The organism is Providencia sp. PROV175, from assembly GCF_032707045.1.
GTDB classification, from domain to species: Bacteria; Pseudomonadota; Gammaproteobacteria; order Enterobacterales; family Enterobacteriaceae; genus Providencia; species Providencia hangzhouensis.
In genome coordinates, this window is record NZ_CP120533.1 from 2,600,170 (window position 1) to 2,612,274 (window position 12,105).

The window sequence follows — 12,105 nt, forward strand, 5'->3', positions numbered from 1 at the left end:
CAAGTTTATTCATGATAATGATAATAATTACCATATAATAAAATTATCATTAATAAAGGAGATCGTCCGTGGCCACTGAACAACCTGTTGAAAAAAACATCTACCGCCCGGCTCCACCACAGCTCATTCAAGTCAAATCCATAACCGATATCAGCCCATCTATTCGTAGTATTACTTTCACCGGTGAAAGACTCAATACATACCCAACAGATTGTGAAGGTGGGCACCTGAAAATATTTTTAGCCCCTGATTTAATCAGCCAGCCCGCACTCCCTATCCTAAGTAAAGAAGGCCGTAGCTGGCCAGAAGACAAACCTCGCCCATTTGTTCGTACCTATACCGTCAGAGCCATCCGTCCAGAAGTTAGCGAGATAGATATTGAATTTGCAATGCATGATGGCGCAACTGGCCCTGCATATCTATTTGCTCGGGATGCAAAACCAGGAAATTGGATGGGAATTACCAATCCAGGTGGCCCAGACCCATTATTACCTGCCAGACAACATTACTTCATGGCTGGTGATTCAAGTTCCCTACCCGCTATCGCCGCATTATTAGAAAAAATGCCAGCGAATGCCCAAGGCAAAGTTGTACTACGGTTAGATAACCCAAAAGACGTAAGAGAACTAAAAAAACCTGAACAAGTTGAGGTGATTTGGGTTTGTGGTGATATCACCAAAACCGCTGAATTAATTAGCACATTTAAGTCTTGGGACATCCCAAGCAGCGACTGTGCTTTCTGGATTGCAGGTGAAGACCAAATTATTCGTGATTTGCGTCGTTATATTCGTCGTGAAAAAGGTTTTGGTCGTGATGATATCTATGCGATCCCTTACTGGCGATATGGCTATGATGAGGAAGGTTACCATCATGAGCGCCATGCTGTAATGGATAATCCTGACGATTAACTTCACTTCAAATATTTAGTTCGCTTATTGGTTTATAAATTCTAATAAGCGAACTCATTTCCTGATCTTGCCTGTCTTCATCAAGTTGTTAGCCATTATATTCCTCAACAATAAACGCCCTAAAATACTTTTCATACCCATCAATGTTATGTTATAACATAATGGTTTTATGGTCGTTATATTCACTACAAAAATAGGAAAACCACTGTGTACAAAATGGCAATTTTAAAAACTAGTCTTTATATTGCATTAGCTCTCACTAGCTATACTGCTGTTGCTCATGGCTCACATAGTCACTCCCATCCACAATCAGAGAAAGCGCTACAAGCTTCAAAAGGGATTTTTGAAGATACTGACGTCAAAGATAGATCTCTTAGTGACTGGCAAGGCATCTGGGAATCTGTTAATCCATTACTATTAAATGGAAAACTTGATGAAGTTCTAGAAAGTAAAGCGAAGAAAAATAAAGACAAAACTGTTGAAGAGTATCGTGAATATTATAAAAAAGGTTATGCCACTGATGTTGACAGTATTGGTATTGAAAACGATGTTATTGAGTTTACTCAAAATGGTACTGTAAGTAGCTGTAAATATGACTACGCCGGTTACAAAATTCTTCATTATACTTCAGGAAAAAAAGGCGTTCGTTACTTATTTGAATGCAAAGATGCAAACTCAAAAGCGCCTAAATTTATCCAGTTTAGTGACCATATTATTGAACCACAAGCCTCGGGGCATTTTCACCTATATATGGGAAATGAATCTCAGGAAAAATTATTAAGTCAGCTAGAAAATTGGCCAACTTATTACCCATATACCCTCACAGATGAGCAAATCGTACATGAGATGCTCTATCACTAATCGGCTTCCTATATAGGAGTCTAACCTATGCCCCGTGGGTAAATCGCGGGGCATATAGTTAATAACAATGCTAATTAGTGGTTATAAGCCAATAATGCCTTATGGCATAATTGTGATCTCACACAATCCTCTATAGTAAAATTCACCATTGAAACCATTTCATCACTACTAAAACGTTGTAATGCATCAGCTAACCCTGAGGACACTCCTTCTGGTAAATCACACTGGGTCACATCACCATTGACTATCACCGTCACATTTTCACCAAGCCGAGTTAAAAACATTTTCATTTGAGTGACTGTGACATTCTGAGCCTCATCTAATATCACGACGGCATTTTCAAATGTTCGGCCTCGCATATAAGCAAATGGGGCTATTTCCACTTTAGCAATTTCGGGACGCAAACAATATTGCAAAAAAGATGCGCCGAGCCTTTTCACCAAGACGTCATAGACTGGGCGAAAGTAAGGCGCAAACTTTTCTGACATATCACCCGGTAAAAAACCGAGATCTTCCTCCGCTTGAAGAACGGGCCTTGTCACAATAATCTTATTGATATCTTTATGAATTAACGCATCAGCTGCAAGTGCAGTGCTGATATAGGTTTTACCACATCCCGCTTCGCCATTCGCAAAAATTAATTGCTTATGTTTAATGGAATTAATATAGAGTTTTTGAGCTTCATTTCTGGGCAATATAGGGGATTCATCACGACGTTCTTTTGCCATACCGATAGCTTCAATGCCAGTAAATTCAGCAAATGATGCGACGTTATTGATATCAAAACGACCTGAGCGATCTTTGCGTGATGAACGTTTCATTTCACGACGTGCCTTTGTTGCAGCTTTCTGTCTACTCATAGTATTAACCCTTCCAGGTATCAGTGATGTCAATTCAAATGACGGACTATTCAAAACAGAGGTGAGCTCCCTTCAAGCTCAAAGTTAATATCAAACATCTATTATGTGGCTGTAACTCCATGCAATAACTCGGCTAATAAAAAAACCGGTTACCAATCTCACCATGGAAATTTCATGATGGAGTGGTAACCGGTTTTGTACTCGCGTGTATAAACACTTATTTCCCATTAGTTTCTCCTGTAACAGCGATACTTTTAAACTAATGAATCTATATGACAGTAATATGACGAACTGCAATATTTTTAGTGCCTCAATGAGTCCATGTTTTTATTGCAGTTTTCATCTGCTTTAAATATAGCGTCATTTTTTTTGATAAAGCAACATTTTTCTAACAAAATTTTGGGCGTTTATTAAAATTTTTCGTTATCACACATAAAAACAAAAAAAGTAAAACCACAATAATCAGTTAGTTAACTATTGTGGTTTGAAAGGATAATTAGCGTATTTTACAATTTCCCGCTAACTCAAAACCTGCGGCTTTAGCCGATTGTTCGTCAGTGAAGATGACGGCATTTTTATCAGCGATGGTATTGAAGCTAGCGCAATGTGAAAAATGATATTTTTTAGAATTACGATTACCTTTAATTTCAACCGTATTTGGTACAATAGATTTATTTTCTATTACTTGATGCTGATTTAAAGGTGAGACTGGTGAAATATTAACACCCTCTGCGCTATTTTTATGATTTAAACTCCATTTTTTCTCCCCTGTCACAAATGGGTTATGATGGCCCATCACCTTAGCGACTCGATTATCACGATTGATTTCCCAAGAGGTTGGAGGATATTTATTATCCCAAGCCATCAATAACTGTTGTTGTTGACGTGACATAGACAAGTTATAGCGGTCATGCATATAAAAATATACTCGGGCTACCTGCCCTTTGGCTTCATCTCTTGGCTCAAAGACTTTTTGTTTAAAATCAACTCGGCTACGGCACATTCCGTATGGATACGGTGTATTAGTGGATAATTGCCCAAAACTAAAATTGCTTCTATCACCATTCACTTCACCAATAGAAGGCGCTAAATTATGCATATCTGCTTCCATTCGGCCAAAAATAGGGTCACTAGACACACAGTTTTTCCGCCCCCCTTTTTGCCAGCATTGCCTTTGATGACCAAACACCCATGCTGGAACAATATGCTCCCATTCAATACGCTCAGCTCGGTTCTGTTGTTTACGCACTTGGTAGCCACAAGAGGCTAAGTCAACCTTTCCCCCGCTTTTTCCTACCCATTCCCACTGGCAACCACAATATATTGTTCCCTCTCCTTGATGATTTTGATCTGCATAAACCTGCGTTTTACTTAGCACTTTAGCTTCTGTAAACGAATTTGGTGCGGAAAATGAAAATGCAGAGAAAAGAAATAATAGAATCGAAAAAATGAATTGATAATATTTGGACAAGCTAAATTGTTTCAAAATAACACCATTAATAAGAATATATGCGAAGAATTAATATAAATGCATTAGTTTTTCCTCTAACACATTAATGCATAAGAAGAAATATCACATATTCTAATCAAATAGTAGCATAAATGATATCAGCGATGACCCAATTTTATGGCTCACCATCCATATCGGAATTTATGCAGCTTTAATAGGATATCTAAGTCTTATTAGTAAAAAGTAAAGTATGACTTACTCACATAACGAGAATGCCAGTAAGCCACACCATTAAAAATTACACGCTTGGTCTTTTGCGATATAACCATAAACCAGGTAAAGAAATACCAATAGACAAGGCTCCAACAATGAAAGAGGCTTTTAAAAAATTAGTCACTAAAATCTCAACTAATTCAGGGTCATAGCCAAATTGCGATATTTTCACGACTGAAATCATTGCAATATAGGCACTAATACCTGGGAACATCGGGATCACGGCAGCAACAGTAAACACTTTAGGATGAGCTAACCACCAACGCGACCACTGAATACCGATAATACCGATTAAAATTGCAGCAAGAAAACTTGCCCACTCAATTTGCAATCCTAATGTCATCAGTATCATTCTAAAGCCATAGCCAATAGCACCCAATAAGGCACAATATTTCAATGCCCTTACAGGCACATTAAATACCATAGCAAACCCTGCTGCCGGTATAGCGGCTAATAGCATTTTCTCACATAAAGAGAATAGAAATTCTATGCCCATTCTTTTAAACCCCAGATTGTCATTGCTAACACAACCCCAATACAGGTAGCCAAAGTGAGAAGGCTCGCCATTGTCCAACGCGCTAATCCTGTATTAACATGCCCTTTAAACATATCAGCGACTGCATTAATTAATGGAAAGCCGGGAACTAAAAGCAATACACTGGCAGCCATCGAAATTGTTTCAGTCACAGCCAAATACGGTATTTTCAATAATAAACCTGAGACCGTGGTAGCAACAAAGGCAGTAATACAAAAATTAATTAACGGATTCATTTGATGAGAAGTTAACACTTGCCGCACATACATTGCACAACCGCTGGCTAAAAATGTAATTAACGCACTCTCCCATCCACCTCCATTCAACCTACTAAAACAAGCACAAGATAGTGCCACCATCAGCACCATTAACCATCGAGGATAACGCAACGGTTTAATTGATAATAATTTCTTTTTTAATTGTTTTCGGTCTAACAAATGATGTTCGACTAGGATGACTGCATGCTGAACTTCAGTAACAACATGCATATTTATACCGCGGTCAATAATGCGTCGTGTTGACGTTAAGCAGCGACCATCAATTATAGTGGTTAAAACTAATGAATTAGATGAAATAGCACTATCGACTTGGCTTGCTCCAAGTGCAATACCCAAACGGGTCGTCAATTGTTCAACGAGCATACTTTCAGCGCCATGTTGCAATAACAATAAACCACACTCAATACATAGCCGAGTTACCTCACGTTGCTGATTAACAGGATCATCTTGGTCTGTTTTTTGCTCATTTAATACATGCTCTATCATCTTGCCCCCAACATTGTGACAACCATTCAGATATCTACCTAAACATGTTAATCTTTATAAATATCATAAAGACAAATATCAGCTTAAATGATGATCTCTTTCAGGTAAATCTGTGATTGAGGTAACGTGATTTAAACTATTTGGTAAAATTTGTTATGTTATTTTCTTATTTGAAGACAAAGAGTAGGATTAGCCATTCATGAGTAGCACGCTTACAGCTAAAACCCCAAAAGGCCAACGTCGGCATCAGGCGTTGATCACTGCAGCAACTGAAATTTTTCTGCAATATGGGTTTGAAGGCGCAACTCTGGATATGATTATTGAACGTGCTGGGGGCTCTCGCTCAACCTTATATAAAAATTTTGGTGATAAAGGAGGGTTATTTGCTGCGGTTATTGCATCAATGATTGATGATATTTTTCAAGAGCCCGACGAAAAAACACCACCACTGGATACGATTGAGTCGATACTTTCTTTTTATGGTTCTCGATTTTTATTGAATGTGCTTAAGCCTGAATCCATTGGGTTATACCGGTTAATTTTAGGTGAATACAACCGTTTCCCAGAAATAACTCACGCATTTTTTGAGCAAGGTCCAGTAAAAAGCTATCGTCTGTTGACACAAAAATTGGCTTTGCTTCCTGACGTTAAAGTGGATGAAAAAACATTGTTAAGCATTTCTTCACGCTACCTAGAAATGCTAAAAGCGGATGTGTTTATCACCACTTTCTGTATTGCTGATTTCAAGCCCAGCGATGAATTTATTCAACAGCAAATTGCTATGTCTGTCGATATCATCGCCAGTTATATCCGTAAAATCAGTAAAACCACAGCCGACTAAGCTAGAACTGATTGGGCTTGTTCTTTGGCTGCCATGGAATTATTTGCGATTAAAACTTGAGGGCCGTACAACGCAGACAGCATGGGTGCCATTCGTTCCATTTCTTCTTGATCTCGCCCGTCAGGTTGTAGGGTAACAATCAGAGCACGACAATGTTGCTCCATCGCTTCTTTTGCATCTTTCAACCAACGACGTATATATTTCATGCTTTCCATATCTTCTAAGGATGGTTTTTCTTTTTTAACCACCGGAGGATATATCAATACAAACTCATTTCTTCTTGCCAATAGCATATCCATTTCCTCTAACCATAAACGGGTTTCATCCATCGTTGAAGGAAACACATTCATCTCACAGATTGGCCAGCTTTCTGTTTCTATCATCTTTTTGTTCATCATAATCATCTCTTTTGTCATCATTATTCAAAGTGTACTCAAATGTACAATTTTACATTACACTCAGTCAAGAATGATTATCATTTGTGTTTTGCAAATTATGCTATTACCGCGAGTTACTAACAGGAATACTCTCAATATGCAGTAAAAATTTATCAATTAAAAACATTCACGTGTTCGAGTGATGCGTTTTTGAATATGGGATGTTATTCTGACGATATTATGAATTTTAAAAGCGAAAATATGATGAAAAAAACTCTTCCAATTGCATTTAGCCTTTTAATGGCTTTCACTGCATTTAATGCAAATGCAGGTGCTACCTGTGATACTTATTTCAAAGAAATGAACGACCTGGTTAAGCAAGCTGAAGAACAATATAAAGATGAAGCCAATGCAGGTGAACAAATTGCATTAATGAAGTCACAATTAGAGGAAGCGAAAAAAGCCCTTGCTAGCTACCCAGATGATGCACAAGAGCAAGCTTGCAGCCAAGCACTTAAAGCAATTGAGCAAGCCAAAGAAGCGGTAAAAACACCCTAGAATTGTTCGCTTTTAATAGACAAAAAAATAGCCTGCTGAGCAGGCTATTTTATTTACCGAACCACGAGAACCGAGATCTTCGCATAGGAAACAATCCCAGAAGCATTTGAACCTAATAAATGGGTTGAAATACTTGGATTGCGTGAGCCGATAACAATAAGGTCAGCATCAATAGCCTCAGCTTCTGATAAAACTTTATCTCTTGGTGAACCAAACTCAACCTTATAAGAGATTTTGTCTGACGGATAATCAATTTTTTCAATAATTTCTTTTAACTGTTCTTCTGAGCGTTCAAGTGCTTTTTTAGCAAATGAGGACAATAAATCATAATGATAACTGTAGCTCATTGAAAATCTTGAAACATCCGGAACTGAGTGAAATAAGTGAATTTTCGCATCTGAAATTTTTGCTAAATAAATAGCATGTTTTAATGCATTATCTGTTAGTACATCTTCAGATATATCCACAGGAACCAAAATTGTTTTATACATATGATGCCCCTTATTAGTTATGTTTACATTTTTATTCAAGCTGTATTATTGTGTATTTTTACAACTTGGTTATTAGGCGTAGCGGGTGAATATTGTCCTTTTACTCTTCTAAGTATAGTCTTACTACACTAAAAAAAGCTGTGAAGCTCCTTACTATTACAACAAAAATTATTCTTCTAAATGCCATTTATGCAAAACGCGATGAATAAAAGGAGTTACGATTAATCCAATACTGATAATAAAAACGCTTTGTAAAAATAGACCATAAATAGCAATAAAGAAACGACCTCCTCGTGTAATAGGAGCCGGCTCAATAGCTTGTCCACTCAACATAGACAACGCATTAAGCATTGACTCAACAACTGAGTGACCTTCAATAAAATAAAAACCAACTATACCGGGTAATAAACCAAGAAAAAAAATCAAAAGTGCGAGTAAATAAAAACGCAAAACTCTCAGAACAAAGTGTTCAACACGCAGTAATTCTTGCGAAAACTTTTCCATATTGACTCAAACTCACCTTGTTATAAGTAAGATCAATTAACTTGAGTACTAAAATTAATTAAATTGGCAATATAAATAATCAAATAACAAAGAACCCACCCGATGAGCAGGTTCTTCTCTAATTATTAACGTACAACCAGTACTGATGTTTCCGCGTAGCGCACTATTCCCGCGGCTGTTGACCCTAAAAGATGAGTTGTAATATTTGGACGACGAGAACCAATAACAATAATATCTGCATTAATGTCTTTTGCTGTATTAATCACTTCATCTCGCGGGGAACCAAACGTTATAGTATAACTAACATCATCATGAGGTAAATCAATTGAATCCATTAACATTTTCATGTCTTCTTCCGCTTTCACCGTCGCACGGTCTTTGATTTCCATGTAACCTAAGGCGTACGCATTAATAATTGCTGAAGAAATGGGTAAAACATGAATAAGATGAATTTTAGCACCTGATTGCTTTGCAAGATTAACCGCGTGACGGACTGCTTTACTGGTTAATTCATCTTCTGTTAAGTCGATAGGGACCAGAATCGTTTTATACATAACCCCTCCTAAAATAGTTAAAATGAAGTTCTACAACAAAATTATAAACAATTACTAATAAATGTCTCTTATCCACAAAGATAAATGAGATCTCTAACTACAAATAAAAACAAGCTATTCCCTTAGCCATGGCGTTACAGTTAAACCAACTAACATACCTTCAGGACTTAATAACCTTGTGACTGTTTGCCCCCAAGGTTCCATTCGGTTATTAACTAATAAGACATAACCTTCTTTAAGGAAAATTTTTGTAATTTTTTCAATGTCTGAGACCTCAAACTCCATCCAGCTTTGCGGGGTAGGTATGTTTTTAGGCCATTCACCTTGACCAAAACACGATTGAGCGGCTTGCTCTATAGGCCAAAGTGCAAAATGTTTGACACCTTCTAGCCCTTCTTGCTCACAAGTTAAATATTGGCTCCCTTCTTCAATTGGTTTTAAAGGTAGCTTTAACAACTCAAGATAAAAAGAGTGACTTTTTTTATAATCTGTAACTATTGGTCCAAATCCTGCAACAAACAATACATCAGAGCTATCTTGTAAATGTATCATCTCGCGTTCCTATAAAGTAATGAGATACTAAAAATTTACTGCTTAATAAAATAGATAATGACTTTTAACATAGAAGATAATTAATCACTGATTGTATTCGCTGTAGATATCATCTTTTCAACCATTCTTTGAGCCTTCAAGCCCTCTTCGCCACTGACCAACGGTTGAGTTTGATTTGAAACAGAATCAATAAAATGGCGAATTGCACCATCAAAGCCGCGTTGAACTAAAATCGAATCCCAATTAGCCGGTTTTCTCTCGCTAATCCCAATGGCATTTTCGTTCCACCAATGGTTCATATTGGTTATTTGGTGAATACTGTCTTCAGCCACCACAATAAGTTGCTCTTGTTGGCTTCCTGCTTTGCGATGCATCGATGTTGTTAGCCAACTCTGGCCAGCTTGCATATGGTGCTCTGCATAAAATAGCTCACCAGCATTTGTGTTATGAATACTACCACTGATTAATTCTACATTTTTTTGCGCTATCCACATTACAGTATCAACAACATGCAAATAATCATCTAATAACGTAAATCTAGCGTCATTCGGCCCTACGCTGTTCATACGATGCTTATCCATACGAATAGACGTGATATTTTTAATATCCTGTTTAACTGCCAAATAAAATGGCGAGAAGCGGCGGTTAAACCCAACCATTAACATTTTCTGGCGTCGCGCTGCAAACTCAATTAATTGCTCAGATTGTTCAATTAATTCAGTCAATGGCTTATCAACATAGATATGGACGTTTGCCTCTAATAGCCGCTTGATTACTTCAAAATGGCTTTTCGTCGCACTATGAACAAAAATAGCATCACATTGCTGTGCTAGTGCGTCAATATTGCTAAACAGGGGGATTCGATAACTATCACAAACTAATTTTGCCTTTGATTGATTAGGAGAAAAAGCGCCAACTAACTCCCAATTTTCTTCTTTCGTTAAAACCGGTAAATACGCTTTTTGTGCAATAGAACCTAAGCCAACTACACCTAACTTTAATTTTCGCATCGTAAACACGCCTATTAATGATTAATCTGAGCAAGAATAATCTCATTAATATCAATTAAAAAATTTTTTTTGGGGTAATAACGTAATTTTAATTAGAAATAAACATACAACATTTTGTTTTTTATAAATAAAAAACAAAATCAAGTGAAGAATGAGAATGAGTAACTACATAAAAAAAAGGGTTGATTTCTTAAATGAGAATGGTTATCTTTTACCTCGTGAATACTTGAGTAAATCACTCAGGTTTATCACAAACGACATTGCTCACATTGCTTCCAGTTTAGCAGGCCAACTTTATATGTTGGCCTTTTTTTTGTTCAAAATTACACACTATTTTCTGCGTATTGCACTACTAAAACTCCATGATTTCAAATGCCCAACATACGCTAGACGCTGGGTTGGCATGAAAGTTGGTACATCACCTGTACGCATATGTAATATATCCGCAGGTGTTATCCACGATGAGTTACCTTCAAATAAGGGAATACCTGCATATTTATAAGCATCAAGGACAAACTGTGAACAAAAGAAACCATTAGCTTGGTCTATATCATCGCCTAATTGAACTTTAGCTAAAGTTTTTAAGCAAAAATTACGTATCGTTTCACCAATTAATGGAAGCTCACATACCCTTTTTGTGATCATCCAAGGCGCTATCATCACAATACCTTTATAATTATATTTATTTCCATTATTTTGAACTGAAAACTCGCGTAATTTTTCTGCATGCAATGATGTTAAGCCTGTTTGCCTCAGCACTACCATGTTGTTAGAGTCTCTCACTGCTTGGTCTAATGTAATGATCCTAACGCCACTTCCAACAGACTCAGCTACTTCCCCCAACCCCAAGTAAATAGATGCGTGACTTACCCCACTAATACTAAATAACCGAATTCCCCATGAATTTAACCCTGTAGCAGAAGATAAAATAATATCGCCTGGCAACATGTCAGAAACCGCCAACGGCTCAACAGAATCCTTGATAGGAATCGTGTTTGCGTGTTGAATATTAAAATTTAAGCGATTAGTTTCTTCATCTGATTTGAATTGAGTTGAACACCCTGAAAGAGAAAAACAAAATAAAAATAGCAGGAAACAATAAAATTTCATTCAATAACACCCGATAGTCATCTTTCTTTTTAGTTTTTAATTAATGAAGATAATATCGCTTAATCTATTTTATGACTACTGTTTATTTCTATAATAGAAGAGTTAGAATATTACTCATATGAGTGGTGCATATTGAAATGAGCTAACGTAATCTAATGAAAAATTAGTTTTAACAACTTAAATTTAACCCTCTAGTAAACACTAGAGGGTTACATACATTCAATTAACTAATAACATATTCTGGGTAAAAAACGGTTACTGAATGATATGTCTTCTTTTCTGTCGCTTTATTCTTTTGTACTGCAACTGTAGTATTATCTTTAGAACCAAGCGAAACACGTATGTTTTTTTTAGAGCGACTTAATTTATAAGGCATACCTAATAAACGACGTGCATTATTATTACTAACCATTATCGACTCCTTAAACTACTAAATTAAAATTCATTAAAAAATGAA

The 12,105-nt window shown here is 36.8% G+C and carries 16 protein-coding genes; 4 read left to right on the plus strand and 12 right to left on the minus strand.

Annotated features, from left to right (window positions below; genetic code table 11):
* Positions 1–68: 68 nt before the first annotated feature.
* Together P3L44_RS11630 and zinT are read left to right on the plus strand one after the other, a co-directional pair.
* A complete protein-coding gene (locus P3L44_RS11630; RefSeq protein WP_094962487.1) occupies positions 69–908 on the plus strand; it encodes a siderophore-interacting protein in 840 nt (279 codons plus the stop codon).
* Between the two features lie 216 nt (positions 909–1,124).
* Positions 1,125–1,769, plus strand: a complete 645-nt coding sequence (gene zinT / locus P3L44_RS11635) for a metal-binding protein ZinT (protein ID WP_110592581.1) — start codon at positions 1,125–1,127, stop codon at positions 1,767–1,769.
* Between the two features lie 74 nt (positions 1,770–1,843).
* Here zinT and phoH read toward each other — a convergent pair whose 3' ends face one another.
* The 4 genes from phoH to P3L44_RS11655 all read right to left on the minus strand — a co-directional run bounded on the left by phoH (position 1,844) and on the right by P3L44_RS11655 (position 5,651).
* Complete coding sequence (gene phoH, locus P3L44_RS11640) at positions 1,844–2,629, minus strand: phosphate starvation-inducible protein PhoH (RefSeq protein ID WP_094962486.1); 786 nt, start codon at positions 2,627–2,629, stop codon at positions 1,844–1,846.
* A 496-nt stretch (positions 2,630–3,125) separates the two neighbouring features.
* Complete coding sequence (locus tag P3L44_RS11645; RefSeq protein ID WP_272662543.1) at positions 3,126–4,079, minus strand: endonuclease; 954 nt, start codon at positions 4,077–4,079, stop codon at positions 3,126–3,128.
* Positions 4,080–4,377: 298 nt separating this feature from the next.
* Positions 4,378–4,848 carry a threonine/serine exporter gene (locus P3L44_RS11650; protein WP_140170541.1) on the minus strand — a complete coding sequence of 157 codons (471 nt, stop codon included), beginning with the start codon at positions 4,846–4,848 and terminating at the stop codon, positions 4,378–4,380.
* Positions 4,839–5,651: a threonine/serine exporter ThrE family protein gene (locus tag P3L44_RS11655; RefSeq protein WP_140170542.1), complete on the minus strand. Its 813-nt coding sequence runs from the start codon at positions 5,649–5,651 to the stop codon at positions 4,839–4,841. The genes P3L44_RS11650 and P3L44_RS11655 overlap by 10 nt, the downstream gene beginning before the upstream one ends.
* A gap of 199 nt (positions 5,652–5,850) precedes the next feature.
* On the opposite strand from P3L44_RS11655, the gene P3L44_RS11660 reads away from it, so the two are divergent.
* The gene (locus tag P3L44_RS11660; RefSeq protein WP_140170543.1) at positions 5,851–6,492 is read left to right on the plus strand and encodes a TetR/AcrR family transcriptional regulator; all 642 of its coding nucleotides are present in this window, start codon (positions 5,851–5,853) and stop codon (positions 6,490–6,492) included.
* Here P3L44_RS11660 and P3L44_RS11665 read toward each other — a convergent pair.
* Positions 6,489–6,890, minus strand: a complete 402-nt coding sequence (locus P3L44_RS11665) for a hypothetical protein (RefSeq protein WP_227528772.1) — start codon at positions 6,888–6,890, stop codon at positions 6,489–6,491. The two genes, P3L44_RS11660 and P3L44_RS11665, sit on opposite strands and share 4 nt — an antisense overlap.
* Before the next feature lie 243 nt (positions 6,891–7,133).
* Here P3L44_RS11665 and P3L44_RS11670 point away from each other — a divergent pair, with 243 nt between their 5' ends.
* Entirely contained in the window at positions 7,134–7,427 is a 294-nt protein-coding gene (locus P3L44_RS11670; protein ID WP_036958707.1) for a DUF5339 family protein, read from the plus strand.
* Positions 7,428–7,480: 53 nt separating this feature from the next.
* Here P3L44_RS11670 and P3L44_RS11675 read toward each other — a convergent pair whose 3' ends face one another.
* The 7 genes from P3L44_RS11675 to sra all read right to left on the minus strand — a co-directional run bounded on the left by P3L44_RS11675 (position 7,481) and on the right by sra (position 12,060).
* Positions 7,481–7,918, minus strand: a complete 438-nt coding sequence (locus P3L44_RS11675; protein ID WP_004263984.1) for a universal stress protein — start codon at positions 7,916–7,918, stop codon at positions 7,481–7,483.
* A 168-nt stretch (positions 7,919–8,086) separates the two neighbouring features.
* On the minus strand, positions 8,087–8,422 hold the full coding sequence (locus tag P3L44_RS11680; RefSeq protein ID WP_004263981.1) for a hypothetical protein: 336 nt from the start codon (positions 8,420–8,422) through the stop codon (positions 8,087–8,089).
* A gap of 125 nt (positions 8,423–8,547) precedes the next feature.
* A complete protein-coding gene (locus P3L44_RS11685; protein ID WP_004263978.1) occupies positions 8,548–8,976 on the minus strand; it encodes a universal stress protein in 429 nt (142 codons plus the stop codon).
* Positions 8,977–9,090: 114 nt separating this feature from the next.
* Complete coding sequence (locus P3L44_RS11690) at positions 9,091–9,528, minus strand: glyoxalase (protein WP_272662533.1); 438 nt, start codon at positions 9,526–9,528, stop codon at positions 9,091–9,093.
* An 80-nt stretch (positions 9,529–9,608) separates the two neighbouring features.
* Entirely contained in the window at positions 9,609–10,538 is a 930-nt protein-coding gene (locus tag P3L44_RS11695) for a Gfo/Idh/MocA family protein (protein WP_140170545.1), read from the minus strand.
* 330 nt (positions 10,539–10,868) lie between these two features.
* Positions 10,869–11,648 carry a YaeF family permuted papain-like enzyme gene (locus P3L44_RS11700; RefSeq protein ID WP_272662531.1) on the minus strand — a complete coding sequence of 260 codons (780 nt, stop codon included), beginning with the start codon at positions 11,646–11,648 and terminating at the stop codon, positions 10,869–10,871.
* Positions 11,649–11,871: 223 nt separating this feature from the next.
* Positions 11,872–12,060 carry a stationary-phase-induced ribosome-associated protein gene (sra, locus tag P3L44_RS11705; RefSeq protein ID WP_004263968.1) on the minus strand — a complete coding sequence of 63 codons (189 nt, stop codon included), beginning with the start codon at positions 12,058–12,060 and terminating at the stop codon, positions 11,872–11,874.
* Positions 12,061–12,105: the final 45 nt, after the last annotated feature.

Coding starts and splice junctions, on each gene's coding strand:
- zinT (WP_110592581.1), top strand. CDS start 1,125: ATGGCAATTTTAAAAACTAGTCTTTATATTGCATTAGCTCTCACTAGC.
- phoH (WP_094962486.1), bottom strand. CDS start 2,629: ATGAGTAGACAGAAAGCTGCAACAAAGGCACGTCGTGAAATGAAACGT.
- P3L44_RS11650 (WP_140170541.1), bottom strand. CDS start 4,848: ATGGGCATAGAATTTCTATTCTCTTTATGTGAGAAAATGCTATTAGCC.
- P3L44_RS11655 (WP_140170542.1), bottom strand. CDS start 5,651: ATGATAGAGCATGTATTAAATGAGCAAAAAACAGACCAAGATGATCCT.
- P3L44_RS11660 (WP_140170543.1), top strand. CDS start 5,851: ATGAGTAGCACGCTTACAGCTAAAACCCCAAAAGGCCAACGTCGGCAT.
- P3L44_RS11665 (WP_227528772.1), bottom strand. CDS start 6,890: ATGATGAACAAAAAGATGATAGAAACAGAAAGCTGGCCAATCTGTGAG.
- P3L44_RS11670 (WP_036958707.1), top strand. CDS start 7,134: ATGAAAAAAACTCTTCCAATTGCATTTAGCCTTTTAATGGCTTTCACT.
- P3L44_RS11675 (WP_004263984.1), bottom strand. CDS start 7,918: ATGTATAAAACAATTTTGGTTCCTGTGGATATATCTGAAGATGTACTA.
- P3L44_RS11680 (WP_004263981.1), bottom strand. CDS start 8,422: ATGGAAAAGTTTTCGCAAGAATTACTGCGTGTTGAACACTTTGTTCTG.
- P3L44_RS11685 (WP_004263978.1), bottom strand. CDS start 8,976: ATGTATAAAACGATTCTGGTCCCTATCGACTTAACAGAAGATGAATTA.
- P3L44_RS11690 (WP_272662533.1), bottom strand. CDS start 9,528: ATGATACATTTACAAGATAGCTCTGATGTATTGTTTGTTGCAGGATTT.
- P3L44_RS11695 (WP_140170545.1), bottom strand. CDS start 10,538: ATGCGAAAATTAAAGTTAGGTGTAGTTGGCTTAGGTTCTATTGCACAA.
- P3L44_RS11700 (WP_272662531.1), bottom strand. CDS start 11,648: ATGAAATTTTATTGTTTCCTGCTATTTTTATTTTGTTTTTCTCTTTCA.
- sra (WP_004263968.1), bottom strand. CDS start 12,060: ATGGTTAGTAATAATAATGCACGTCGTTTATTAGGTATGCCTTATAAA.